Raw genomic sequence first — 24730 nt, 5'->3', positions numbered from 1 at the left:
CCGGTGCCCACCCGGTGCTCGTGGGCCGCCGCATCCTCGTGCCGCGCCCCGACGGGCCGCTCGCCGAGGCCCTGCGCGCCACCGGCGCCGAGGTGGACGCCGTGCCGCTCACCGAGCAGGCGCCGCTGCCCTTCGACCTCCCCGGCGCCCCTGACCCCGTGGACTGGCTGGTGCTCACCTCGGCCACCGGCGTCACGGCCCTCGTCGCGGCCGGGCACGCCCTGAACGATTTGGCGCGGCGCACCGCCGCCGTCGGCCAGGCGACCGCCGCGGCCATCGAGGCGGCCGGTGGGAGGGTCGATCTGGTGGCCGACGGGGATGCCGCCGCGCTCGTCGGCGCCCTGCCCGAGGGCCCGGGAACGGTGCTGACCCCCGGCTCGCAGCTCGCCGCGCCCACGCTGGCCGACGGACTGTCCGCCCGCGGTTGGCGCGTCCACCGGGTCGCGACCTACACCACCCGCCCGCTCCCGGCCGCCCCCGCCGAGCTCGTCGAGGCCTGGCCCACCTACGACGCCGTGGTGCTCACCGCCGGCTCGGTGGCCCGCGCCGTGGCCGACCTGCTTGGCGAGCCGAGCGGTCACACCCGCGTCGTGACGCTCGGCGCCCCCAGCGCCGCCGCCGCCCGCGCCGCCGGCCTGCCCGTACACGCCACCGCCGCCAGCCCCGACGCCGACGGCGTCCTCGCCGCCCTCGTCGACGCCCTCCAGGAGCCCGCATGACACTGCATCACGAATCACGGACGCCAGAACCCAGCACGCCGGCACCCAGTATCCGCCCGCGCCGGCTGCGCACCACGCCCGCGATGCGCGCCCTCGTCCGCGAGACCCGGCTCGCCCGCAGCCAGCTGGTGCTCCCCGTCTTCGTCCGCGACGGCCAGGACGCCCCGCGGCCCATCAGCTCGCTGCCCGGCGTCGTCCAGCACACGCTGGACTCGCTGTGCGCCGAGGCCGAGCGTGCAGCGTCCGCCGGTCTGGGCGGCATGATGCTGTTCGGCGTGCCGCGCGAGGAGGACAAGGACGCCGCCGGCTCGGCCGGCGCCCGGCCGGACGGGATCCTCAACCGCGGCCTGGCCGCCGTGCGGGACGCGGTGGGCGACGACCTGGTGGTGATGGCCGACACCTGCCTGGACGAGTTCACCGACCACGGCCACTGCGGGCTGCTCACCGAGGACGGCCGGGTCGACAACGACGCCACGCTCGAGGCCTACGTCGCGCTGGCCGTGAGCCAGGCGGACGCCGGCGCCCACGTCGTCGGCCCGTCCGGGATGATGGACGGCCAGGTGCGGGCGATCCGCGAAGGACTGGACGCGGCGGGCCACGCGGAGGTCGCGATCCTCGCCTATGCCGCGAAGTACGCGTCGGCGTTCTACGGCCCGTTCCGCGAAGCCGTCGGCTCGTCCCTGCAGGGTGACCGGCGCACCTACCAGCAGGATCCGGCGAACCGGCGCGAGGGTCTGCGCGAAGCGCTGCTCGACCTCGCCGAGGGTGCCGACCTCGTCATGGTGAAACCCGCCGGCTCCTACCTCGACGTGCTCGCCGACGTGGCGGCGGCGTCCGACGTGCCGGTGGCCGCGTACCAGGTCTCGGGCGAGTACGCGATGATCTGCGCGGCCGCCGAGCGTGGCTGGATCGACCGGGACGCCGCGCTCGCCGAGTCGCTCACGTGCATCGTCCGCGCCGGTGCCGATCTCGTCCTGTCATACGCCGCCCTGGAGGTGCCCGCGGTGCGTTAGCCTCCCGGGCATCGCTTCTCGCCCCGGGAGGACCCCATGGGAACGGACCTCATCTGGCAAGTCGTCTCCATGCTGATCTACCTGATCGCGATGGTGACCATCGGGTTCGTGGCCCAGGCCCGCACGAAGGACCTCGGTGACTTCATGCTCGGCGGCCGCGGGTTGGGCCCGTTCGTCGCCGCACTGTCGGCCGGGGCGTCCGACATGTCGGGCTGGCTGCTCATGGGGCTGCCGGGAGCGCTCTACCTCTCCGGGCTCGTCGAGTTGTGGATCGCGGTTGGCCTGACCGTCGGCGCCTGGCTCAACTGGAAATTCGTCGCGCCCCGGTTGCGCGCCTACACGCAGCTCGCGGCCGACTCGATCACGCTGCCGTCCTACCTCGGTGCCCGGTTGCGCGACCCGTACGCCATCCGCCTGGTGGCCGGGGCGATCATCCTCGTGTTCTTCACGCTGTACGTGTCGTCCGGCATGGTCGCCGGCGGGACGTTCTTCGAGTCGTCGTTCGGGCTGCCCTACCTTGCCGGCATGCTGCTCGTCGCCGGGGTCACAGTGCTGTACACGCTGGTGGGCGGCTTCTTGGCCGTGTCGTGGACCGACGTCGTCCAGGGCTGCATGATGGTCACCGCCCTCGTGCTGCTGCCGATCGTGGGCGTGATCCACGTGGGCGGCCCGGGCGCGATGCTCGACGCCATCAACGCCGTCGACCCGAGCCTGCTCAGCTTCACCAGCGGGGCCACCGTGGTGGGCGTGGTGTCGTCGCTGTCGTGGGGGCTGGGCTATTTCGGGCAGCCGCACATTCTCGTGCGGTTCATGGCCCTGACGGACGCCGCCGAGGCCACGGCCGGACGGCGCATCGGCATCACGTGGATGGTGCTGAGCTGCCTCGGTGCCGCCGCGACCGCGCTGGTCGGCATCGCCGTCTACACCCACGACACCGGCCAGCTCGCCAACCCCGAGGCGGTCTTCATCACTTTGGGCCAGCTGCTGTTCCACCCGCTGCTGGCCGGGTTCCTGCTGGCGGCGATCCTGGCCGCGATCATGTCCACCATCTCCTCGCAGCTGTTGGTCACCAGCTCCGCCCTCGTGGAGGACATCTTCCGCGCCTTCGCCGGCCGCGAGATCAGCGCCCGGGGTGGGCTGTGGCTCGGCCGCGCGGGCGTCCTGCTGGTGTCCGTCGTGGCCGCGCTCCTGGCGCTCAACCCCTCGGGCACGATTCTTGATCTGGTGGCGTTCGCCTGGGCCGGCTTCGGTGCCGGGTTCGGCCCGACGATCCTGCTCTCCCTGTTCTGGCGCCGACTCACGAGCGTGGGCGCGCTCGCCGGGATGATCGTCGGCGCCCTCGTCGTGTTCTGGTGGGGATCGGTCGACGGCGGCCTGTTCGATCTCTACGAGATCCTGCCCGGGTTCCTCGCCAACCTGCTGGTCGCCGTCGGGGTGTCGCGGCTCACCGGCGCCCCGTCCGGCGTGGACGCCGAGTTCGAGGAGGTCGCCGCCCTCGCGCGCCACTGAGGTGGGTCGCCGACGCCGGCGAAGACTGTCCGAGGGGCGCGGTACGGTGGGGAAACCGCCACCGGAAGGAGCCCACTCGTGACCGACATGGCCGAGGTCTATGCCCGCGCCTGCGCCGTGATTCCGGGCGGGGTGAGTTCGCCCGTACGGGCCTTCGGGTCGGTGGGCGGCACGCCGGTGTTCCTCGCGTCGGCGTCCGGGCCGCACGTGGTGGACGTCTTCGGCCGCACGTACGTCGACCTGGTGTGCTCGTGGGGGCCCGCGCTGCTCGGGCACGCCCACCCCGAGGTGGTGGCCGCGGTGACGGACGCCGCCGCGCGCGGCCTGTCCTTCGGCGCGCCGACGACGGCGGAGGTGGAGCTGGCCGAGCTCATCCGCGGCCGCGTGCCCTCCGCCGAGAAGGTGCGGTTCACCTCGACCGGCACCGAGGCGACGATGACGGCGATCCGCGTGGCGCGCGGGGCGACCGGGCGCGACGTGATCGTGAAGTTCGCCGGCTGTTACCACGGCCACTCCGACGCCCTGCTCGCCGCAGCCGGCTCCGGCGTCGCGACGGCGGGCCTGCCCGGCTCGGCGGGCGTGACGCGGGCGGCGGCGTCCGACACGCTGGTGCTGCCCTACAACGACGTCGCCGCGCTGGAGGCGGCGTTCGCCGAGCGGGGCGACGACATCGCGTGTGTGATCACCGAGGCGGCGCCGGCCAACATGGGCGTGGTGCCGCCGGCGCCGGGCTTCAACGCCGCGATCCGGGCCCTGACCAGCGCCCACGGCGCGCTGATGATCTCTGATGAGGTGCTGACCGGGTTCCGCGTGGGCCCGGCGGGCTGGTGGGGTCTGGAATCCGACGAGGCCGCCGGTTGGACGCCCGATCTCGTGACCTTCGGCAAGGTCGTCGGCGGCGGCATGCCGCTGGCGGCGCTCGGCGGGCCCGCGGCGCTGATGGACCTCTTGGCCCCGCTGGGCCCCGTGTACCAGGCGGGCACCTTGAGCGGCAATCCGCTGGCGACCGCGGCCGGCATCGCCACGCTGCGGCTGGCCGACGACGCCGTGTACGCCCACGTGGACCGGGTGTCGGCCGAGCTGCAGGACGAGGTCGCCGCGGCCCTGGACGCCGCGGGCGTCGCCCACCGCGTGCAGCGCGCCGGCAACCTGTTCAGCGTGTTCTTCGGCGAGCACGCCGCCGGCGAGGGCGTCGCCAACTACGCGGCCGCGCAGCGCCAGGAGGCCTTCCGGTACACCGCGTTCTTCCACGCGATGCTGGACGCCGGCGTCGCCCTGCCGCCGAGCGTCTACGAAGCCTGGTTCCTGAGCTCCGCGCACGACGACGCGGCCATGGGCCGGATCGCCGCCGCGCTGCCCGCGGCGGCCCGCGCGGCGGCGTCCGCGGTGGCGCCGACGCCTGCCTGAGCGGGGGCTCAGCGCCGGCCGGAGCGAGCCAGCGCGACGGCTCCCGCCAGCACGGCGGCGGCCACCAGCGCGACCCACCACCAGCCGCGCGGCACGGCACCGCCGAGCAGCCCGGCGGCCACGACCAGCCCGGACGCGAGGGCCACGACCGCCAGGTATCCGGCCGCACGCGCCGCGACCACCCCGGCGGCGCGGCGTCCGATGCCGACGTGGACGGGCGCGGACGCCATCGCCGCGGCGCTGAGGTGTGCCAGGCCGAGCAGCGCCGCTGCGCCCACCCACAGCGGCCACGGCGTGGCTGCGCCGGCCGCCACCCACCACAGGGCCAGGGCCGCCAGCTCCCAGGCGGCCAGTTCCTCCAGCCCCAGCGCGACGACGCCGATCGCCAGGGCCGCGACCACGAGCGCCGCCAGCCAGGCCGGCCCGCCCGGCGCCTGCGGCCACGCCCACCACGCCACCCCGGCGACGGCGAGCAGGTGCAGCGCGCGCACGGTGAACCCCCACGGGCTCACCCGCTGCCCGGCCCACGCCGCCCAGCCCCCCACGAACCCCAGCGCGTCCCCGACACCCGGCACCCGCGCGACCCGCCGCGTCCGCTCGCCCCGGGTCATCCCCGGGCCCCCGCCCGCGGTGCCGATCGCGCCTGGGCCATGGCCAGCAGCACCCCGCCCAGCGAGGCCGGCCCGCGCCATGGCACGACCGGGACGCCGATGCGGTTGAGCCCGGTGATCGTGGCCGTCCGGCCGAGGCGGCGCAGCTGCCAGGCCTCCGCGGCCCAGGATTCATCGGCCGAGCGTCGCGGCAGCCCGGCCTTGGTGCCCAGCCGCTCGGGGAAGGTGTCGATGCACACCACCTCGGCGCCGCCGCGGGTGAGCCGGACCAGCTCGGTGATCGCGCGCTCGTGCAGCAGCGGTGAGCAGAAGAACACCAGGGTGCCCGGCACCAGCGATTCGACGCGGCGGTCGGGCGTCCGGGCGCGGCCGCCGCGCTCCATCCGGCCGAGCGCCTCGAGGATCGAGCGGGCCTGCCGCGGGCCCGACCCCGCGGGCAACGCCGGGATGCGGCGGGCCAGGTCGTGGACCCGCACCCGGTCCCCCAGCCCGAGGTAGTGCTGGCTGATGGCGGCAACCGCCCGGGCCATGAGGTCGAGGCTCGTGGCCTCCTCGCGCTCCACACCGGGCAGGTCGGTGCCGGTGTCGGTGACGATCAGCACATGGGTGTCGCGATCGGTGAGCGTGGCGTTGACGTGCAGCCCGCCCTTGCGCGAGGTGACCCGCCAGTTGATGCGTCGCAGCCGATCGCCGGGCCGGAACTCCCGCACGTGGCTCAGTGCGCTGCCGTCCCCTGGTGCCGCGGACGTGTGCTGCCCCGTCACGCCGATCGGCCGCGCCACGCCGCTGCCGCCAACCAGGTCGAGCGCCGCCGGGCGCACGAGCAGCCCCGTCTCCTCGGTGACGAGGGTCGCCCGCCAGGCCCACGCGGCGTCCGACAGCACGACCGTCGCGCCGGGCAGCCGGTGGCGGCCCCAGCGGTCGGGGGTCAGGCGCAACGTGACGTCGTCCGTTTTGGCGTCCAGCACCGCCGAGCGGGCGGCCCAGTCGCCCGGAACGTCCCCCCAGGCCGCCACGACCTGCGGCGCCGGTGCGTTCAGGCGGACGCCGATCCGCGCGGCCCGGCCCTCGGCCAGCGCCTGCTGGCGGGCCCGGACGCGCGCCGTCGGGGTGGTGCCCGGCCGCGTCAGCAGCGCCCAGGCACCGTGCACGACGAACGGCGTGGCGAGCACAGCGAGGTCGAGGCGGCCGAGGACGGCGGCGGCCACCACCAGCGCCACGCCCAGCGCGGCCGACCGGACGAGCGCGGCCGTGGGGGCCCACCGGCCCGCCGCGTCGGCCCGCTCGCCCACGCCCGCCGCGCTGCTCACGGTCACGCCGGTTCGAGGTCGTCGGCGTCGGGCACGGGCACCTGGGCGACCACCTGGTCGACGATCGTCGCAGGCCCGACGTCCTCCAGCCACAGCTCGGGCTTGACGACGATGCGGTGGACGAGGGCCGGCCGCGCCAAGGCCTTGACGTCCTCGGGCACCACGAAGTCGCGTCCCCGGATCAGCGCGAGCGCGCGCCCGGCGGTCAGCAGGGCGAGCGAGCCGCGGGGCGAGGCGCCCACCAGCACGCTCGGGTGGTGCCGCGTCGCGCCGGCCAGGGCGACGACGTAGCGTCCGACCGATTCGGCGACGTGGACGCGCTCCACGGCCTCCTGCACGGCGAGCAGGCCGTCGGCGTCCAGCACGCGGGCGACCTGTTGCTCCTCCCGCCCCCGCCCGATGCGGCGGCTGAGCACCTCCCACTCCTCGTCGGCGCTCGGGTAGCCGAACGACACGCGCAGCAGGAAGCGGTCGAGCTGCGCCTCGGGCAGCGGGTAGGTGCCCTCGTGCTCGATCGGGTTGGCGGTGGCGAGCACGTGGAACGGACGCGGCAGCGGGAAGGTCGTGCCCTCGACCGTGACCTGCCGCTCCTGCATCGCCTCGAGCAGGGCCGCCTGCGTCTTCGGCGGCGTCCGGTTGATCTCATCGGCCAGAAGCAGCCCTGCGAACAGCGGCCCCGCGCGGAAGGAGAACTCCGCGCGGGCTTGGTCGTAGACGAAGCTGCCCGTCACGTCGGAGGGCAGCAGGTCGGGCGTGAACTGGGCGCGGCGGAACTCCAGCCCGAGCGCCTGGGCCAGCGAGCGGGCGGCGAGGGTCTTGCCGAGCCCGGGGAGATCCTCCAGCAGCACGTGCCCGCCGGCGAGCACGCCCGCGAGCACCACCGTGAGGTGCTCGCGCTTGCCGACCACGGCGCGGTCGACCTCGTCCAGCACCCGGGACGCCGCCGCCGCGGCCGCGGCCAGCCGGTCGGGATGGAGGCGTTCGTGCGGGCGGCCGGGCGTGGGCCCTGGCGTGGGTCCGGGTGCGGTGGCGGCCCGGGCGGGGTCGGTGGACGGGCGTTCGGGTTGGGTCACAGGTCCTCCAGTTCGGCGAGCAGGGAGCGCAGGACGCGCCGGTTGAGTGGGGGCGGCACGGCGTCCGGATCATCGCGCGTGGCCAGGTGGGCGCGCAGCTGCGGCGAGAGGTGGTCGGGAGCGGACGCCCACACGTCGGTGGGGTCGACGCCCGGCATCGCGGCGAGCTTGGCCGCGGTGATCTCGGCCAGGGCGTCCGCCAGGTACCGCGTCGAGAAAGCGCGGCCGGGCCGCGCGCCGGCGAGTCGGAAGGCCCAGGCGTCCGCGGCGGCGTCCGCCTTGGCGTTCAGGGTGCCGGGCGGACGGGGCGGCGCGGGCCAGGCGACCGGGGCCGCGGCCGGCCGGCCGATGAGCCACCCCACCACGGCCACCCCGACGCCGAGGGCCACCCACCCCGCCGGCTGGAACGCCAACCCCAGGACGGACGCGAGCAGCAACACCCCCGCCACGACGGCCCCGACCTTGGCCAGGACGCCGAGCAGGCCGCGCAGCGCCGGCGTCACGGGCGGGCTCCGTCGTGGGGGGCGCCGGCGGCGAACGCGGCGAGCAGGCTCTCCAGGCAGTCGACGGCCCGGTCGCGGGCCGCGTCGCCGAGGGGGCGTCCGGAGAACATCGCCGCCCGGTAGAGGTCGGCGAGGCGGTGCAGATCGGCCGGATCGGCCGGGGTGTGGCGGAGCACGTCCACGGTGAATTCCTCCGCCGTGTCGGCCGGGCCGCGCGGCACGCCGGACGCCGCCGCCACCTCCTCCAGCCGGCGCCAGCAGGCGACGATGGCGTCACCCACGGCCAGGCCGCTGCGGAGGCGGGCGAGGGACGCGGCGAGCGTCTCGGCGGCGTCGGCGGTGATCTCGTCGGCGGACACCTCGACGCCCTCCTCGGTGCGCGTCTCGTCCCCACCGCGGCCGACCCCCGGCGCGCGCCACCGCACGCGGAGCAGCCAGCGGACGAGCACGGCGAGCACGAGGAGCCCCAGCAGCGCCCCCACGGTCATCAGGACCCAGCCGAACACCTGGGTGGCGGTCTCGTTGGGTTCGATCTCGGGAAACATCGTCTGCGTCGGGGCGGGCTCGGGCGAGGCGGTGGGCACGACCATGGGCGAGGGAGGTGTCGTCGGCCGTGGAGTGTCCTGCAGCAGCGGGCCGAGCGGGCTCGTCGCCGCCCAGGCCATCACGAGCAGCAGGGCGACCGTGCCGAGCGCCACGCCCACGACCCTCCCCCGCTGCGCCCGCTCCATGCCCGGAGTCTAAACGGTGCCCCTACCACCGTCCGGGTTGGCACCGACTTGGCATTTGGACCCGAGGAAATGGCGCCATGGCGCGATTTCCTCGGGTCCAAATGCCCGCCAGGGGGGAGGCGTCGCCCCGGCGCGCCCGGGGGTCAGCGCCCAGTCAGGCGGGCGAACAACCCCTTCCTCGCGGCGGGGTCGTCGGCGTGGCCGCCGCACCATTCACCCGCGGGCACCGAGGCCCGCACGGCGTCGACGTGCTGCCCGCATCCGGCCCAGGTGGTCTTGCCGCAGCGCTTGCAGGGGACGGGTCGGCACATGGAAGTTCCTCTCGTATCGATCGTCGCGTTCGGACGTCGGGTTCCGGTCGGGCCCATCCGCGCAATGGGGTGAGCCGTCACCGACCAGTATACCCCCAGGGGTATAGTGGCGTCATGCGTGCCATCATCATCGGAGGCGTCGCCGGCGGCATGAGCGCGGCGACCCGGCTCCGGCGCCTCAACGAATCCGCCGAGATCATCGTGCTCGAGCGCAGCGGCTACGTGTCCTTCGCCAACTGCGGCCTCCCCTACCACGTGGGCGGCGTCATCGAAGAGCGTTCGGCCCTGCTCCTCCAAACGCCTGCGTCCCTGGCCGACCGATTCCGGCTGGACGTGCGGCTCAACACCGAGGCCATCGAGATCGATCGCGGGCGGCGCGTCGTGGTGGCCCGCGACGCCCGCGGCACCGAGGAACTCCCCTACGACAAGGTCATCCTCTCACCGGGGGCGCGCCCGCTGCGTCCCCCGATCCCCGGGATCGAGCGTGCCCTCAGCCTGCGCGGCGTGGAGGATCTGGACGCCATCGTCGCGGCCGCGGCGGGCTCCCGGACGGCCGTCGTGATCGGCGGGGGCTTCATCGGCGTCGAGATGGCCGAGAACCTGGTGCACCGCGGCCTGCGTGTCGCCCTCGTCGAGGCCTTACCCCAGGTGATGGCGCCGCTGGACCCCGAGATGGCAGCCCCCGTGCACGACGCCCTGCGCGAGCACGGGGTGACGCTGCACCTGAGCGACCATGTCACCGCCATCGGCGCCGACACCGTCACCACGGCGTCCGGCGCCACCCTCCCGGCCGACCTGGTGATCGCCGCCCTCGGCGTCCGCCCCGAGACCCGTCTGGCCACGGACGCCGGCCTCACCCTGGGGCCGCGGGGCGGCATCGCGGTCGACGCGCGGCACCGCACCGACGACCCCGACATCTACGCGGTCGGGGACGCCGCGGAGAAGGTCGGCGCCCTCGACGGGGAACCCATCCTGGTGCCGCTGGCCAACACCGCCAACCTCGCCGGGCGGCGCGTGGCCGACGACATCGCAGGGCCGCCCGGCACCGCCCGTCGCGTGCTGGGCACGGCGATCGTGGGCGTGTTCGGGCTCCAGGTCGCCAGCACAGGCGTCAACGAGAAACGTCTCCGCGACGCTGGGCGACGCCACCGCGTCATCCACACCCATCCGTCCTCGCACGCGGGCTACTACCCCGGTGCGGAGTCGCTGGCGCTGAAGCTGCTCGTCGATCCCGAGTCCGACGCCATCCTCGGCGCCCAGGGGGTGGGACGTGCGGGCGTCGACAAGCGCATCGACGTGATCGCCACGGCGATGGCCGGCGGCATCACAGCGTCCGGGCTCGCCGAGCTCGAGCTCGCCTACGCACCCCAGTTCGGCTCGGCAAAGGACCCGGTCAACCTGCTCGGCCACGTCGCGGACAACCTGCGCTCGGGTGTGGCGCGCTCGCTCCAGTGGCACGAGTTGGACGCCGCCGTGGCCGCCGGCGCAACCGTCGTTGACGTGCGCACGCCGACGGAGTTCGCGGCGGGCGCCATCCCCGGCGCGCTGCCGATCCCCATGGATGAGCTCCGCGACCGCCTCGGCGAACTCCCCGATGGGCCGCTCGTGGTGCACTGCGCCGTGGGTGTGCGTGGGCACACCGCGGCCCGCATCCTCACCCAGCACGGCCGCGACGCGGTGAACCTCGACGGCGGGTACGTCACGTGGCGTGCGGGGACCCAGGAGGTGGGCGCTGCCTGACCCCGTCAGGCGAGCCGTTGCCCAAGGTGGTTCAGGCGAGGGAGAGGAACATCTTCTCCAGCTTGTCTGCATCCACCTGGGAGTGCTCGGGATCGGCGAGGCACTGCCGCAACCCGCGGGAGATGGTCGTGAATCCTGCGCGGTCAACCGCCTTGGCGGCGGCGGCGAGCTGCGTCACGATGTCCTCACATTCGCGACCGCCCTCGATCATCGCGATGATGCCGCCGAGTTGGCCCTGGGCACGGCGCAGCCGGGCCACGACGTCTTTCATCTGGTCCGGATCAAGTTGCACAATGACCTCCCTCGTCGCCCCCACGATACCCCCGTAGGTATCGGTGGGGGGCGCGCCTCCCCACCCTCAGCTGGCATTTGGACCCGAGGAAATGGCGCCATGGCGCCATTTCCTCGGGTCCAAATGCCCCGTCCCCACGGCCCGCGCGAGGGGGCAGCGGTCGCTCGGTAGAATCGTGGCTCCCGTTCGAAGGACAGCCCCATGGCCCAGGCCGCTCCCGACCAGTACGCCCGCCGCGTGAAGGAGCTCAGCTCCCAGATCCGCAAGATGCGCGGCTGGATCGCGTCCGACCCCAGCCAGGCCGAGCCGCTCGTGGATGCTCTCAACGAGGTGACCGCGCTCCGCCTGCTCATCCACGCCTGGTTGCCGTCGTTCGCCGACGCCCAGGACGCCCTCAGCCGAGCCGGACAGCTGGTCGCCTTCCACGGCTCTGTCGGGCCCTTCACCCCCGTGGACGACGCCGCACGCTTCTTCACTGCCACCACCCACGTGGCGGTGGCCCAGGCCGGGGGCGGCCAGCCCGCCGGCGCGGCCCAGACCGTCGCGGCGTTGCGTGCGTGGCTCACCCTGCTCCCCCACCTCGATCTGCCCCCGGCGCTCGCGCCCCGCACCGCCGTCTGGTTCCTCATGGCGTCCGCCCAGGGGGCCCTGGCGGCCGGCGACGTCGGCGCCGCGAACGCAGCCGCGGACGCCGCCCGCGCCCGGGCCGTCGAGGGCGGCCTGGCCGGGTCGGACGAGGCGTTGCTCCTCGTGGACGTCCATCTACTCGTCTCGGATCTCCGCTGGGTCGCGGGGCTGGAGCAGGACGCCGTCGCCGCCGCTCGCGATGCGGTGACCGCCGCCCGGGATGCCGCCGCGCCGGTGATCACCGCAACCCACCGGGTGGGTGAGGCGCGGGCCACGCGCGTCCTCGAACCGCTCGCGGACGCGACGAACGCCCTCGCCGACCGGCTCGCCGCCACCGGTGACCGCGACGCCGCCCTCGCCGAGCGCGGCCGACTGGTGTGCGAGCTGCGCTCCGCATCCGCGCGCCTCGGCGACCCCGCGCGGGCCGCCCTGGCTCTGACCCTGGCTGATCTCGGCCGCGACCTGCGCCTCGCCGAACGCTCCGAGAAGGCCCTGGACGCCGTCGGCGAGGCCGCGTCGCTGGCCGGGGACCTCGCCGCCGCTGAGGCGACACCCGGCGCGCGGTTCGACGTGCAGGCCCTCACCGTCACCGAGCTGGCGCTCGTGCTGCTCGACTCCGGCGACCCGGACGCCGCCGCCGACGCCCTGGCGTCCCTGTTCGACCGCTTCGCCTCCCTCAAACGACCCGCCGGCCACGAGGCTGCGCTGGCCGGGGCACTCTTGGCGCGGGCCGCCGTCGAGGCACCCGGCGATCCCCAGGCGTCCGAGCGCTCGCTCCAGGAAGCCCACGCTCTGGTCGCCGGCCTGCTGGACGCCACGCCCGCCGGCCGCACCCTCTGGGCGGGCGCCCCGGCCGAGGAGGTCGCCCACGACCGCGCCCGGGGCCGCCTCAGCCGCTCGCCCCTGCCGACGCCGCACTGGGAGCCCCTGTCGGACGCCGACGCCCTCGCCGGAACGACGCGCGGCCGTGCCGTGCCGGAGCCCATCGCGGAGCCGGAGCCCGTAGCCGAGCAGGTCGCGGCACCCGAGCCGGCCGCCGAGCGCGAACCCGTCGCGGCACCCGAGCCTGTCGCGGCACCCGAGCCTGTCGCCGAACCCGTCGCGGAACCGGAGCCGGTTGCCGAGCCCGTCGCCGTTCCGGACACCATCGTTGAGCCGGAGCCGGAGCCGGAGCCGGAGCCGGAGCCAGAGCCGGCGCCGCAGGCCGAACCGGAACCGATCCTCGACCCGCAACCAGCGACAGCGCCGGAACCTCAGCCCGAGCCCGAACTCCAGCCCGAACCCCAGCCCGAGCCGACCCCCCGGGCGGACGCGGTGGCCGCCCTGGTGGGGCAGGCGGCCGAGCGGTACGCGTCCGCCCGGGCCGCAGGCGACCGGCGGGAGGCGCTCGCGGCGGCGGTCGCGTGGGTCGAGAGCATTCGCCCGCTCGAGGGCGCGGACCGCACCACCTGGGGGCCGCGGCTCGTCGAGGCCCTGCACGCCCTGGGTGAGGCGCGCTTCCGCGCCGGCGACTGGTGGGGGTCACGGCAGCCGAACAAGGAGGCCAAGCAACTCGCCAAGGAGTTGGGCCTCTGACGCCCACGGCACCCGGCGCGCGTTAGGGTCGGGTCATGCCGGATGACTTCCTGGTGGCGCGCAACCCCGAGGAGAATTCATCCCTGCCGTTCCTCATCCGCATCCCGCTGGGCGAGCGCGGCATCGTGCTGAAGGCGCGCGAGGCGTGGCCCCGCACGGCCAAGGTCTACTGCCACCGCGCCGACGCCTGGCCCGACGAGCCCGACGTCGTCGAGCGCGTCGGCACCCGCTCGTGCCAGAAGCGCGGCGCCGCGATCGACCTTGTTCTCGACCGCGGCCGGGAGAACCGCTCGCAGTTCGTCCTCACCTATGTGCGCGGGCGCGAGGCCATCTTCTGGCAGACCTCCCGGACGACCAAGCAGGCCCGGCCCCACGCCTCCGCGCCGACGGGACGCGCGCAGGGGCGTCCGGACCTGGAGATCCTCGTCGACGCCCACGAGCGCTACGCCTGGAAATTCTCCGATCTCCCGGTCACGACGCGCACGAAGGCGCTGGCCGCCGGTGACTACGGCGTCGAGGTGGACGGGCGGCTCGTGGCCAGCGTGGAGCGCAAGTCGCTCGCCGACCTCATCAGCACCCTCAGCAGCGGCAGGATGCGCTACGTTCTCGCCGACCTCAGCTCACTTCCCCGGGCCGCGCTGGTGGTGGAGGACCGGTATTCCAAGATCTTCGCCGACGCCCACGTCCGTCCTTCGGTGATCGCGGACGCCGTGGCCGAGTGCCAGGCGCGCTTCCCGAGCGTCCCGGTGATCTTCGCCGAGAACCGCGCATTCGCCCAACAGTGGGCCTACCGCTTCCTCGCCGCCGCGCTCACCGAGATCGAGGCGGACGCCCCCGCCGCCTCACGGCTGGCCGAGCTGCCGACCGCGCCATTGCCGCCCCGCGCCCCCACGACCGCCGAGATTCGCGCGTGGGCCCTCGCCGAGGGGCTCCCGGTCAGCGATCGGGGCCGGCTGCGCCCGGACGTGCTCGCGGCCTACGCCGCAGCGCACCCCACCGAGCCATGACTCCAGCGTTCCCCGGCAGGGCCAGGGCCAGCACCCGGCCGGCTCAGGCCTTCTTCTTCAAGTCGCGCCGCAGCTCGGGCGGCAGCGCGAAGACGAGATTCTCCTCGGTGAGACGCTCCTCGACGGCGGCCGGGTAGCCGCGCTCGACCAAGTAGTCGAGCACCCCCTGCACGAGGGCGTCCGGCACGGATGCACCCGAGGTGACGCCCACCTTCTCGACACCCTCGAGCCACGCCGGGTCGATCTCACCGGCGTTGTCGACGCGGTGGGCATCCTTGGCGCCGGCCTCCAGCGCGACCTCGACGAGCCGCACCGAGTTGGACGAGTTCTGGGAGCCGACGACGATGACGAGGTCGGCGTCCGCCGCGATCTGCTTGACCGCCGACTGGCGGTTCTGGGTGGCGTAGCAGATGTCATCGCTCGGCGGGTCGATGAGCTTCGGGAACTTCTCGCGCAGGCGGGTCACCGTCTCCCAGGTCTCGTCCACGCTGAGGGTGGTCTGCGAGAGCCAGGCCACCTGGCTGGCGTCCTTCACCTCGACGCCGTCGACGTCGTCGGGGTGCTCGACGAGGATCGTCCGCTCGGGCGCCTCGCCCATCGTGCCCTCGACCTCCTCATGGCCCGAGTGGCCGATGAGCAGGATCTGGTTGCCCTGGCCGGCGAAGCGCTTGGCCTCGTGGTGCACCTTGGTGACGAGCGGGCACGTGGCGTCGATCGTCTTGAGCTGGCGGGCGGCCGCCTGGTCGTGGACGGCCGGGCTCACCCCGTGCGCGGAGAACACCACCGTCGCCCCCTCCGGCACCTCGGCGACCTCCTCGACGAAGATCGCCCCGCGCGCCTCGAGGTCTTCCACCACGTGCCGGTTGTGCACGATCTGCTTGCGCACGTACACCGGGGGGCCGTACAGGTCGAGGGCCCGCTCGACGGTGATCACCGCACGGTCCACCCCCGCGCAGTAACCCCGGGGGGCTGCGACGACAACGCTCTTGGTCATGCGGGCGAGTCTACCGAGCCGTCCTGGACGCCTCGGCGCGCGATCCCCACGTATTCCCACAGACCCCCACCGTTGCCAACCTTTGCCTTCATGTTGAGCGTACGTTTGAGTCGCGTAGACTAATAGTCGTGTTGGGGAGCTACCCCAGCCACCTTCCCCGAAGGAGAAACACCATGAGCTTCCTGAACGATGTCACCCGCTCCCTCGCCCTGCTCGGCCTGGCGACCGCCCCGGCCACCGCGGGCAACTACCAGATGATGCGCGACCTGCTCGAGGGCAACGAGGACGCCGAGATCTGAGCCCCCACCACCCCGATCGACCGACTTCCCGAGAGGAGGAAACACACATGAAGTTCTTCGGTTACGTCGTCGAGTCCTGGAAGGAACTCGCCGAGCTCGAGCTCAAGGCCAAGGGCCTGCTCTGAGCCCACCCAACACCACCGGTTCGCACTCGCTGACGACCAGCCCGAACCACCCGGAGCCCTCCCCACGACGCAGTGGCGGTGGGCATCTTCGGTCTCTGGGGCCATGTGGCCCCGGTCAGGGGTAGCGTCACCCCATGGAGTACCGGCGCCTCGGCCGTCTCGGCCACGAATCCTCTGTCCTCATCTATGGCGCGGCGTCGCTCGGGGCCGTCAGCCAGGACGTCGCCGACGCCTCGGTCGCCGAAGCCCTCGCGGCCGGCATCAACCACATCGACGTCGCGGCCAGCTATGGGGACGCCGAGCTGCGCCTGGGCGCGATGATGGACGACCTGCGGCCGCGTGTCTTCCTCGCCACCAAGACCGGCGACCGGGACGCCGAGGGTGCATGGGCGTCCATCAACCGCTCCCTCGAACGGCTGCGCACCGATCGGATCGACCTCATCCAGCTCCACGAGGTGGGCCAGCAGGAGACCCTCGACGAGGTCACCCGCACCGGCGGGGCGCTGGAGGCGCTCGTCCGGGCGCGCGACGAGGGGCTCGTGCGCGGCATCGGCATCACGGGCCACCACCACACGGCACCGGCCACCCACGCCGAGGCGCTGCGGCGCTTCGACTTCGACACCGTGCTGACGCCGCTGAACCGGCGGCTGTGGCGCGTCCCGGGGTACGCCGACGACTTCGCGGCCCTCGCCGAGATGACGCAGGCCCGCGACGTCGGGCTGATGACGATCAAGATGATCGCGCGGCGTCCCTGGCCCGACGACGAACGAGAGCTCGCCACGTGGTATGAGCCGTTCACCGAGCAGCAACTCATCACGGCGTCGCTCGCCTGGCTGCTGAACGGCCACCCCGAGGTCACCGGGTTGGCGACGGCCGGCGAGACGCGCCTGCTGGGCCGGGTGATTGCGGGCGAGCGTGCGCGGGTCGGCCTGTCCGCCGAGGACGCCGCCGCCACCCTGGACGCCCTGCCGGCCTCCGAGTACGTCTCCGTCTACGACGGGTAGCCCGCACGGGCGACCGTTTGGTGGAAACATCGCCGTGGTTGCCCTGACGGGGCATCAATATTTCGCTCCGAGGCCCCGTAGGCCGTAGAATCAGGGGTGTCAGTAGCCAACTGGCGCCCACCGGCCGGACCGCGCCGGAGCAACACGTAAAGGAAACACAGTGCAGCCGTTCGTCATCATGGTCGCCCAGGGCCACGCCGCGCAGATGGCCCACCTCACGCGCCGCTGAACCACAGCGTCGCCTCGACAGCCCGAGCCCGCACCGCACCGTCGGTGGCGGGCTCGTTGCCTGTCCGGACGCCTCGCGTCCCTCGGCACGCAGAACTGTCCGGGGCACGCCGTAGGCTGGCGGCCATGGCCCTGGAGAGTTCCCCCGAGCAGCCGCAACCGCTGCGCGCGGTGGTCACCGCGCTGAAGGGCTGGGTGGAGCGCACGGGCGCGGTCTGGGTCGAGGGTCAGGTCATCCAGGTCAAGCGTCGCGCCGGGTACGCCGTCCACTTCCTCACCCTGCGCGACAAGCTGGCCGACGTCTCGGTGCAGGTGAGCATCTCCACCGCGGTGTTGGACGCCGCCGGTCCCGTCCCCGAGGGCACGCTGGTGGCCGCGTGGGTGCGCGCCACGGTGTTCCCCGGCAGCGGCTCGCTGACCTTCGAGTGCCGCGACCTACGGCCCTCCGGCGAGGGGCGCCTGCTCGCCCACCTCGAGCAACGCAAGCGCGCCCTCCAGGCGGAGGGCCTCTTCGATCCGGCGCTGAAGAAGCGGCTCCCCTTCCTGCCGCGTGCCATCGGGCTGGTGACGGGCAAGGATTCCGCCGCCGAGCGCGACGTGGTGGAGAACGTGCTGCGCCGCTGGCCGGCCGCCCACATCGTCACCCGCCACGCCCTGGTGCAGGGCCAGCAGGCGGTCGAGCAGGTGACGGACGCCGTGCGCGCGCTCGACCGCTCCGGCGAGGTGGACGTCATCGTCATCGCCCGCGGCGGCGGCTCGTTGGAGGACCTGCTGCCGTTCTCCGACGAGACCCTGGCCCGCGCCGTCCACGCCTGCCGGACGCCCGTGGTGAGCGCGATCGGCCACGAGCCGGACGTCCCGATCCTCGACCTGGTGGCCGACGTCCGAGCCTCCACACCCACCGACGCCGCCAAGCTGGTCGTGCCGGACGCCGCCGAGGAGGCGCGCGTCGTCGCCACCGGACGCGATCGGCTGCGGGAGGCGGTCGTGCGCCGGGTGCGCTCCGAGCAGGACCGCCTGGGCGCCCTCCGCTCGCGTCCCGTGCTCGCGGACCCGAGCGGGGCCATCACCCTGCAGTCCGAGCGGCTGACCGAGATCCGTGCGCGGCTGGGGCGCGGCGTCCGGCGGGCACTGGAGCGGGAGGACGACTTCCTGTCCGGCTCGCTCGCGCGCGTGCGGGCCCTGTCGCCCCGGGCCACCCTGCAGCGTGGCTACGCGATCGTGACCACCGACGACGGCCGGACGGTGGCGTCCATCGCCGACGTCGAACCCGACGAGACGATCATCGCCCGGCTGCTCGACGGCGACATCGCCGCGGCCGTGATCGATGTCGAACCCCACGCCCACGAGGAACACGCCCACGAGGAGGAACGGTGAGCGAGAACGCACCGGAGGAAAAGCTCAGCTACGAGCAGGCCCGCGAGCAACTGGTGGAGGTGGTGCGCCAGCTCGAGTCGGGCCACGTGCCGCTGAGTGAGTCGATGGCACTGTGGGAGCGCGGGGAGAAGCTGGCCGCGCAGTGCCAGGCGTGGCTCGACGGGGCGAAGGCGAAGATCGACGCCGCGCGGAGTTCGGCCGACGCCTGAGTTGGGGTGCCCCGCGGGCGTGTCGTAGACTCACCGGGCCAGGTCCCCATCGTCTAGCGGCCTAGGACTCCGCCCTTTCAAGGCGGCAGCGCGGGTTCGAATCCCGTTGGGGATGCCAACAGGAGTGGACCGGGGATGACCTGTCCGCTCGAGTTCCCACCGCACGTCCACGCCAGGACGGCGTCAGCTCGGTGGGGCAGAAGGCGGCCGCGAAGATGGAGGCGAACATGTGTGGCATGGTCGCCACGGAGCCGTCCCTCAGCCACGACTGCGCTCACGCGGGCATCTCCACATGAGTCAATGACCCTCCCACGCGGGCATCTCCACATGAGTCAACGACCCTCCCACGCGGGCATCCAGCATGAGTCAACCCGTCGATTTCGCGGTCACGGGGCGGCTGGGCTATGCTTCTCAAGCTGCCTTTTGAGGCGGCAGGCCTTCTCCAAGGCCCCGTAGCGCAGTTGGTTAGCGCGCCGCCCTGTCACGGCGGAGGTCGCGGGTTCGAGTCCCGTCGGGGTCGCTGCCGGTTCCGGATCACGGTCCGAATCGCCCGGCATGGCCAGGTAGCTCAGTTGGTACGAGCGTCCGCCTGAAAAGTGGAAGGTCACCGGTTCGACCCCGGTCCTGGCCACCCAAAGATCGTTGTTCAAACCGCCGACATCTGGGGTTTGAAGCCTCGATTCCGCCGTCCGCCCTTGTCGGCGGACGGCGAGGGCCTGCACCTCCGGGTTGAAGAACACGTTGAACGGTTCGCCTGGCTCGCCGTCGATCCCGTCGTCGGGCAAGACGACCAGCTTGTTGAAGAAGGCCTGGTTGGCCACCCGTCGCAGTGAGTCGTCGATGCTCAGTAGATCGCGTGGCAGTCCGCGGCGAGGGCGAGGCAGTCGTCGAGGTGTGCCTTGGTCTGCTCGTACTCGATGTTGCCGGCGTCGATCTGCGCGTCGAGGAACGCCAGCCTCCTGGCGATCCGGTCTTGTTCCTCTCCGAGCAGGTCGAGCGGGACCATGCCGGCGTAGTGGGCTTGGAGCAGTTTCTTGCGCTCGTCGCGCAGTGCCTCGCGTTCGGTCTGGTAGGCCTGTCGTTCGTGTCGCCCGACCTCGTGCAGGCGGTCGAGTTCGGTGGTGATGAGTTCGCGGAGCGCGTCGACGATGTGCGGGGCGATCTGGATGCGGCGGTAGTAGTCCTCGACGGCGGCCTCGATGTCGGGAATGTACATGGCCTTGCGCTCGCAGTTGGTGCGCTTGGAGTGACGGCCCGCGCAGATGAAGTACGGGTAGATCACACCGCGTCGGCTCTTGGCGTTGGACAGGATCAGCCGGGAGCCGCACTCCCCACAGAAGATGCTGCCTTTGAGGTAGTGGCCGTGGGCTTGGGTCTTCTCCCCGGAGGTCCGGTTCGCGGCAAGGACAGCCTGGACCCGATACCAGACTTCGGGGGCGACCAGCGGTTCGTGGAGCCCGTCGTAGGTCGCTCCCCGGAACAGCACGTTGCCCTTGTAGTACGGGCTGGCCAGCATCTTCTGGATGGTGGACAGCGCCGGAGGCTTGGCCGGACGCTTCGGTGTGGGCACGGTGGTCAGTCCGCGGTCGATCAGTTCCTCACGCAGCGTGTTGGTCGAGTAGTTCCCGGTGGCATACGCCTCGAACGCCCACTTCACCAGCGGCGCGCGCACGGGGTCGAGTTCGATGGTGCGGACCTCACGGCCCAGCTCGTCGCGCCTGGTGACGTTGAGGTAGCCGACTGGTGCCTTGCCGTTGGTGCCTCCGGTACGGGCCTTCTTGCTCATACCCTTGGACACCTCGCTGGCGAGGTTGCGCGAGTAGAACTCCGCGATGGTGGACATGATCCCGTGCAAGAGCATCCCGGAAGGGGTCTCGTCGATGTTCTCTGTTGCGGAGACGAGCATGACCCCGGCCTCCTGCAAGGCCAGGTGAATGGCCACGTCGTCGGCACGATTACGGGCGAGCCGGTCGACCTTGTGGACGATGCAGTAGGCGACGTCGTGGGTCTTGACGTACTCGATCAGCCGGATCAGTTCGGGCCGGTCGGCCTTACGAGCGGACTCCCCCGCATCGACGAACTCTTCGGTGATGATCGCGTTCAACTCGCGCGCCTTGCGCAGGTTCGCCTCCCGCTGCGCGGGGATCGAGAACCCCTCGTCGCGGCCACCCTTGGAGGCCTGCTCCTTGGTGGACACGCGCAGGTAGGACACTGCGAGGCAGGTCGTCTCACCGAGACGCGAAAGCGACCCCGGTGGCGATTGGGTGATGGTCATGGGTCGTGTTTCCTTCCCGGACGAGTGGTGCCGACGCGAGCAGCGCGAACTGCTCGCGCGGTGCGACTCGTAACGGGAAACACGGCCCGGACGGACTCTCTAGAGAGCCTGCCGGGTAAGCCACGATGGGCCAAACATGACTGCGCACCACGGCCGAACCGAGGTTCAGCCGTTGGCTTCTTGCGTACCCGATTCTACCTTGCCGGCACCGGCCCGGCCAGCACTTTCACTGGCCCGGCCGGTTGCGCGGTCCTGCTCTGCGCGTTGCATAGCCATGCCGATGAACAGCTGCGCGAGCCGGTGAAGGTCGGGGGTCTCCCGCATCTCGGCGGCGACCCGGTAGTCGCGCATCCGGGCTGGCGGGTCTCCGCTGGGCCGCGTCATGTCAGCTCCCCGGTCTCGTAGTCGAGGGTGCCGTAGAAGGCCTCCTCAGCTTGCTGTCGCTCGGCGACCTGATCGAACACGAACTGGACGAAGTCCTCGGCGCGGTCAGTGATGACGACATCTTCGACCGGTGGTGCGGGGTCCTCGCCGGGCCAGCTGGTCTGGCGGGTCGGGCGGTCACGGTCCAGGCGGGTGCCGGAGGTAGCAACCCAGTCCCGGAGCCGGGCGCGGGCGTCGGCGAAGTCGCGGTGCCAGCCCAGCGGTGCGGAGCCGTGTTGCTCGGGGTCGTAGGCGCACAACCAGTGGAGGTGGAGCGCGGAAAGTTCCCACACCAACTCGGGGTGGCGATGCCAGAACGGCGGGATCACGGTCGCGGGCAGTCCGTAGGTGCGGCGCAGCCATGCCACCCAGTCGTTGAGCGCCAGCCATTCCTGTTCCAGCTCGTGGGCGGTCAACAGGTTCCAGTTCACCGGACGCGGCGGCTCGGGCTGATCGAAGACCCCGGGCTGGGGTGGGCTGTCGATGGTGCCGGGCTCGTCGGGTTCGGGTGTGTGGTCCGTCATTGCTCTGCCCTCGTCACATGCTCACGGTCGCGGGCTGCGTGACCGATCGTGGTTCCGGAGACTCGAACCCGACGGCCTCGCGTTCGGTGGTGCGGCGGGCGCTGCGGTCGACCTCGTAGCGGGTCCGGGCCAGGTCGTGGCCGATCCGGCGGGCGACGAACTCCTCACCCTCGACCGCCTGGCCGCTGGCGTCGCGGTAGCGGTACTCGCGCACGTAGCCCTCGGCGATGATCTTGTCGCCCTTGGCCAGCCTCAGGTGGCCCTGCTCGGCGGCGGCCTTGAACGCGACCAGGTGGTGGAAGGTCGTCTCCAACTGGGTGAAGGAACCGTCATCCTCCTGCCGGTAGTGCTCCTTGCCGACCTTCATGTAGAGCCTCGCGTCCCCGCTGTCGGTCTCGGAGAGCTGCGGATCGGACGCGATGAAGCCCGAGAACGCCTGCTGAGTCTGGATAGCCATCGGGATGTCTCCTTGTCACACCTCACGCGACCAACACCTCGCAGTCGCTGTGATGGACAGGTGCGCTCGTCGTTCCAGCGGTGAGGTCAGGAGGGGCGGCGCAAGAGAGCTTCGAGTTCGTCGCGGTCGTGGCGGAGTTGGGCTGCATCCGGACGGCTTGGCCAGGCGCGCAGGTCGGTCACGATCGGCGGCGCAGAACGGAGCAGAGTGATCCCGGTCCCGAAGGGCAGGGTGCGGATTCGGTCTGGTGGCAGGATCGGGACGCGTCGGATGGAGCGCTGGTTGGAGCGGGTCCCGTGATCGCCCAACGTCACGGAGTTGGTGTATTCGTCGCGTTCGCCGATGAGGGTGGAGAGGTCTTGGAGGTCGCGGCTGTTGGACGCGCCGCCGAGGATGATCTTGACAATGGAGGCGTCCCAGATCGCACCGGCTTGGTGTTCGCTCCACCGGTCGCGGGCCTGGGCGAGAGATTGCAGCACCGGCATGGTGGTGACCCCGGTCCCGCCGCCCTCGGCCATCAACACCGGCAGCGACGGCAGGGGCGCGAGGTTGCCTATCTCGTCGAGAGCCAAAAGCAGTGGTGGGTCGAGCCGCGCGCCGGGTGAGCGAGCGGCGAGGTTGCGGGCAGTTTCGATCAAGTCTTCGACGAACGCTGCCACGAGTGCGGCGGATGCACCGGCGCCGGCGCCGGTCGCGAGCAAGTAGAGAGTGCCCTGTTCGGTCAGGAAGGTTGCGGGGTCGAAAGTCTCACCGGGTCCGGGGGTGACAGCATCGAGGACGCGTGGGTCCGCCAGGGCGGCGAGGGCGAGGGAGACGCCTTGCCAGATGCTGTCGCGGGTCTTGGGGTCGGCGTCGATCATCGCGGCCAACGAGTCGTCCCAGCCCATCGCCGCGTTCGGATGTGAGTTGAGGATGGCGACGGCCTCGGACGCGGCGCTGGGGTCGAGAGTCCATCTGAACAACTCCGCCGGCGGGCGACCGTCGAGCGCCGCGGCGTGGAGCAGGCTTTGGAGCGCGGTCCGGGTCTTGCCTTCCCAGAACCCGCCGGACTCGACCCCGCCGGCGGACAGCCCGGTGGCGGCGGCGAGGCCGTTGGCGCGGATCATCGCGGTGAGCGGGTCGTGGCAGCCGCGTACCGGTGACCAGCGCAGTCCGGCGGGGATGCCTTCGGCGAGGTGCTGGGGGTCGAACACGGCGACTGGCCCGCCCTTGCGTTGTCGGGCGCGGAGAGTTGCGGTGAGGTTGTCGGGTCGGGTGCTGGTGGTGACGACTGCGCCGGGGGCGTCGAGGATCGCATTGATGACGACATGGAGGCCTTTGCCGGAGCGGGGTGGGCCGATCAGCAGGATCGAGTCCTCGACGGATCCCCACACCTTCGTGCCGCGGCTGGCCCCGAGGAGGTAGCCCACATCCTGCGGTGTGGGCGACTCCAGGGAGGGTCGCAGGGTGCTGGCGCGGCGCAGGAGGGCTTTCGCGGAGGCGGTCGTCTTCACCTCGTGGCTGGTGGCGATTCCGGCCAGCCGGTGCGGGTCGGCCTCGGCTATACGAGTCTGACGGCGCAGGAGGGTCCACACCCACACGGCGGTGGCGGTGAGTGCGCCGAGCAGGCCGGCGCTGACGAGCCAGTAGATGACAGGATCGAGTCCGTCCGCGCCCAGCGCCGTGGCGGGGTCGGTGGGGCTGAACAGGACGGCAATACCGCCTGCTGCCCCCACGGTGGGCTGGGCCGTGCCGGTCAGGACGGCGGTGATGGTGCCGGACGCGCGTAGGACGAGGCCGATACAGAAGATGCCGATCAGGCCGATGAGGGCGGCGTTGGTGAGTTCGTCACCCATGCTCCCCGACTGGTATTGGGTCATGCGAGCCGCCGGACCGTGCTCGTGCCCGAGATACGGCCAAACAGGAGCACCTCGCTGGTCGCTCCGATCGACAGGTCGTCGAGATCGACGATGGCCCGAGCCGTGCCGGTTCCGGTGGCGTCGGTATGGCCGACGATGACGGCGAGGGCGACGTCTTCGCCCGGCACGAACCCGTCCCCGCTGACTTCGACCAGGCGTGGCGTTTCGGGTGGGAGTGCGCGTCGGCCGCGTCGTGGTCCCGGCTCGGGGTCGGTCTCGGCAGTTGGGGCGGGTGGGCGTGGGCGGGCGCTGATGATGTCGGTGAAGACGGTCTGGTCGACTTCGTGGACTTCGATCCGCACCGGGAGGCTCCGATCCCTGCTGGCGTGGTCGATGATCTGCGGCAGCGATGACCGTCGCCACCGGCCGATTCCTTCTGGTGGGAGCAGGGGGTGGCCGTCAATGGTGGCGTCCAGGGTGCCGTCGGCGCGGACCTGGAGCAGGACGGTCGGGATCGTGACCGGCATGGGAACCGGTTCGGAAGTGTGT

At 72.5% G+C, this 24730-nt stretch carries 25 protein-coding genes and 3 tRNA genes; 14 read left to right on the top strand and 14 right to left on the bottom strand.

What is annotated here, in order from left to right; all coding sequences use genetic code 11:
* Nucleotides 1-14: 14 nt before the first annotated feature.
* The 4 genes from IFY26_RS07635 to hemL all read left to right on the top strand — a co-directional run bounded on the left by IFY26_RS07635 (nucleotide 15) and on the right by hemL (nucleotide 4648).
* Nucleotides 15-719: a uroporphyrinogen-III synthase gene (locus tag IFY26_RS07635; protein ID WP_232548637.1), complete on the top strand. Its 705-nt coding sequence runs from the start codon at nucleotides 15-17 to the stop codon at nucleotides 717-719.
* On the top strand, nucleotides 716-1732 hold the full coding sequence (hemB, locus tag IFY26_RS07630; protein ID WP_232548397.1) for a porphobilinogen synthase: 1017 nt from the start codon (nucleotides 716-718) through the stop codon (nucleotides 1730-1732). The genes IFY26_RS07635 and hemB overlap by 4 nt, the downstream gene beginning before the upstream one ends.
* Nucleotides 1733-1768: 36 nt before the next feature.
* Nucleotides 1769-3241 carry a sodium/proline symporter PutP gene (gene putP, locus IFY26_RS07625; protein ID WP_232548396.1) on the top strand — a complete coding sequence of 491 codons (1473 nt, stop codon included), beginning with the start codon at nucleotides 1769-1771 and terminating at the stop codon, nucleotides 3239-3241.
* 78 nt (nucleotides 3242-3319) lie between these two features.
* A complete protein-coding gene (gene hemL, locus IFY26_RS07620; RefSeq protein WP_232548395.1) occupies nucleotides 3320-4648 on the top strand; it encodes a glutamate-1-semialdehyde 2,1-aminomutase in 1329 nt (442 codons plus the stop codon).
* Nucleotides 4649-4656: 8 nt separating this feature from the next.
* On the opposite strand, the gene IFY26_RS07615 is transcribed toward hemL, so the two are convergent.
* From IFY26_RS07615 to IFY26_RS07590, 6 genes are all read right to left on the bottom strand, one after another.
* Nucleotides 4657-5259: a hypothetical protein gene (locus IFY26_RS07615; RefSeq protein ID WP_232548394.1), complete on the bottom strand. Its 603-nt coding sequence runs from the start codon at nucleotides 5257-5259 to the stop codon at nucleotides 4657-4659.
* A complete protein-coding gene (locus tag IFY26_RS07610; RefSeq protein ID WP_232548393.1) occupies nucleotides 5256-6575 on the bottom strand; it encodes a DUF58 domain-containing protein in 1320 nt (439 codons plus the stop codon). Before IFY26_RS07610 ends, IFY26_RS07615 begins: the two co-directional genes overlap by 4 nt.
* Complete coding sequence (locus IFY26_RS07605) at nucleotides 6572-7531, bottom strand: AAA family ATPase (RefSeq protein ID WP_232548636.1); 960 nt, start codon at nucleotides 7529-7531, stop codon at nucleotides 6572-6574. Before IFY26_RS07605 ends, IFY26_RS07610 begins: the two co-directional genes overlap by 4 nt.
* Before the next feature lie 107 nt (nucleotides 7532-7638).
* Nucleotides 7639-8145: a hypothetical protein gene (locus IFY26_RS07600; RefSeq protein WP_232548392.1), complete on the bottom strand. Its 507-nt coding sequence runs from the start codon at nucleotides 8143-8145 to the stop codon at nucleotides 7639-7641.
* Entirely contained in the window at nucleotides 8142-8876 is a 735-nt protein-coding gene (locus IFY26_RS07595; RefSeq protein ID WP_232548391.1) for a DUF4129 domain-containing protein, read from the bottom strand. The genes IFY26_RS07600 and IFY26_RS07595 overlap by 4 nt, the downstream gene beginning before the upstream one ends.
* Nucleotides 8877-9019: 143 nt before the next feature.
* Nucleotides 9020-9187 (bottom strand): hypothetical protein, encoded by a 168-nt coding sequence (locus IFY26_RS07590; RefSeq protein ID WP_232548390.1) that lies wholly within the window; start codon nucleotides 9185-9187, stop codon nucleotides 9020-9022.
* Nucleotides 9188-9301: 114 nt separating this feature from the next.
* Between IFY26_RS07590 and IFY26_RS07585 the strand changes: the two genes are divergently transcribed.
* Nucleotides 9302-10927 carry an FAD-dependent oxidoreductase gene (locus IFY26_RS07585; RefSeq protein WP_232548389.1) on the top strand — a complete coding sequence of 542 codons (1626 nt, stop codon included), beginning with the start codon at nucleotides 9302-9304 and terminating at the stop codon, nucleotides 10925-10927.
* A gap of 31 nt (nucleotides 10928-10958) precedes the next feature.
* Here IFY26_RS07585 and IFY26_RS07580 read toward each other — a convergent pair whose 3' ends face one another.
* A complete protein-coding gene (locus tag IFY26_RS07580) occupies nucleotides 10959-11219 on the bottom strand; it encodes a metal-sensitive transcriptional regulator (RefSeq protein ID WP_463366320.1) in 261 nt (86 codons plus the stop codon).
* A gap of 201 nt (nucleotides 11220-11420) precedes the next feature.
* On the opposite strand from IFY26_RS07580, the gene IFY26_RS07575 reads away from it, so the two are divergent.
* The gene (locus IFY26_RS07575; RefSeq protein WP_232548388.1) at nucleotides 11421-13421 is read left to right on the top strand and encodes a hypothetical protein; all 2001 of its coding nucleotides are present in this window, start codon (nucleotides 11421-11423) and stop codon (nucleotides 13419-13421) included.
* 35 nt (nucleotides 13422-13456) lie between these two features.
* Entirely contained in the window at nucleotides 13457-14428 is a 972-nt protein-coding gene (locus tag IFY26_RS07570; protein ID WP_232548387.1) for an ERCC4 domain-containing protein, read from the top strand.
* Between the two features lie 43 nt (nucleotides 14429-14471).
* On the opposite strand, the gene IFY26_RS07565 is transcribed toward IFY26_RS07570, so the two are convergent.
* Nucleotides 14472-15422, bottom strand: coding sequence for a 4-hydroxy-3-methylbut-2-enyl diphosphate reductase (locus IFY26_RS07565; protein WP_232548386.1), 951 nt, complete (start codon nucleotides 15420-15422; stop codon nucleotides 14472-14474).
* A 173-nt stretch (nucleotides 15423-15595) separates the two neighbouring features.
* Between IFY26_RS07565 and IFY26_RS17785 the strand changes: the two genes are divergently transcribed.
* The 7 genes from IFY26_RS17785 (at nucleotide 15596) to IFY26_RS07535 (ending at nucleotide 19295) form a co-directional block, all read left to right on the top strand.
* A complete protein-coding gene (locus tag IFY26_RS17785; RefSeq protein WP_269779239.1) occupies nucleotides 15596-15721 on the top strand; it encodes a hypothetical protein in 126 nt (41 codons plus the stop codon).
* Between the two features lie 259 nt (nucleotides 15722-15980).
* A complete protein-coding gene (locus IFY26_RS07560; protein WP_232548385.1) occupies nucleotides 15981-16850 on the top strand; it encodes an aldo/keto reductase in 870 nt (289 codons plus the stop codon).
* Between the two features lie 354 nt (nucleotides 16851-17204).
* Nucleotides 17205-18455 carry an exodeoxyribonuclease VII large subunit gene (gene xseA, locus IFY26_RS07555; protein WP_232548384.1) on the top strand — a complete coding sequence of 417 codons (1251 nt, stop codon included), beginning with the start codon at nucleotides 17205-17207 and terminating at the stop codon, nucleotides 18453-18455.
* Nucleotides 18452-18664, top strand: a complete 213-nt coding sequence (locus tag IFY26_RS07550) for an exodeoxyribonuclease VII small subunit (protein ID WP_232548383.1) — start codon at nucleotides 18452-18454, stop codon at nucleotides 18662-18664. Before xseA ends, IFY26_RS07550 begins: the two co-directional genes overlap by 4 nt.
* 42 nt (nucleotides 18665-18706) lie before the next feature.
* A tRNA-Glu gene (locus IFY26_RS07545) sits at nucleotides 18707-18782 on the top strand.
* A gap of 328 nt (nucleotides 18783-19110) precedes the next feature.
* A tRNA-Asp gene (locus IFY26_RS07540) sits at nucleotides 19111-19184 on the top strand.
* 37 nt (nucleotides 19185-19221) lie between these two features.
* Nucleotides 19222-19295 (top strand) — tRNA-Phe (locus tag IFY26_RS07535).
* Nucleotides 19296-19508: 213 nt separating this feature from the next.
* Here the strand turns inward: IFY26_RS07535 and IFY26_RS07530 are convergent.
* The 6 genes from IFY26_RS07530 to IFY26_RS07505 all read right to left on the bottom strand — a co-directional run bounded on the left by IFY26_RS07530 (nucleotide 19509) and on the right by IFY26_RS07505 (nucleotide 24543).
* On the bottom strand, nucleotides 19509-20939 hold the full coding sequence (locus tag IFY26_RS07530) for a recombinase family protein (RefSeq protein WP_232548382.1): 1431 nt from the start codon (nucleotides 20937-20939) through the stop codon (nucleotides 19509-19511).
* Between the two features lie 165 nt (nucleotides 20940-21104).
* Nucleotides 21105-21323 (bottom strand): hypothetical protein, encoded by a 219-nt coding sequence (locus tag IFY26_RS07525; RefSeq protein WP_232548381.1) that lies wholly within the window; start codon nucleotides 21321-21323, stop codon nucleotides 21105-21107.
* A complete protein-coding gene (locus IFY26_RS07520) occupies nucleotides 21320-21886 on the bottom strand; it encodes a DUF4913 domain-containing protein (RefSeq protein ID WP_232548380.1) in 567 nt (188 codons plus the stop codon). Before IFY26_RS07520 ends, IFY26_RS07525 begins: the two co-directional genes overlap by 4 nt.
* 13 nt (nucleotides 21887-21899) lie before the next feature.
* Nucleotides 21900-22343, bottom strand: a complete 444-nt coding sequence (locus tag IFY26_RS07515) for a single-stranded DNA-binding protein (RefSeq protein WP_232548379.1) — start codon at nucleotides 22341-22343, stop codon at nucleotides 21900-21902.
* Between the two features lie 86 nt (nucleotides 22344-22429).
* Nucleotides 22430-24202, bottom strand: coding sequence for a type IV secretory system conjugative DNA transfer family protein (locus IFY26_RS07510; protein ID WP_232548378.1), 1773 nt, complete (start codon nucleotides 24200-24202; stop codon nucleotides 22430-22432).
* A complete protein-coding gene (locus IFY26_RS07505; protein WP_232548377.1) occupies nucleotides 24199-24543 on the bottom strand; it encodes a hypothetical protein in 345 nt (114 codons plus the stop codon). Before IFY26_RS07505 ends, IFY26_RS07510 begins: the two co-directional genes overlap by 4 nt.
* Nucleotides 24544-24730 lie beyond the last annotated feature (187 nt).

This window comes from Propioniciclava soli, from assembly GCF_014858005.1.
In the GTDB taxonomy this organism is placed as follows: domain Bacteria; phylum Actinomycetota; class Actinomycetes; order Propionibacteriales; family Propionibacteriaceae; genus Propioniciclava; species Propioniciclava soli.
This window is presented reverse-complemented; position numbering and strand designations above follow the sequence as displayed.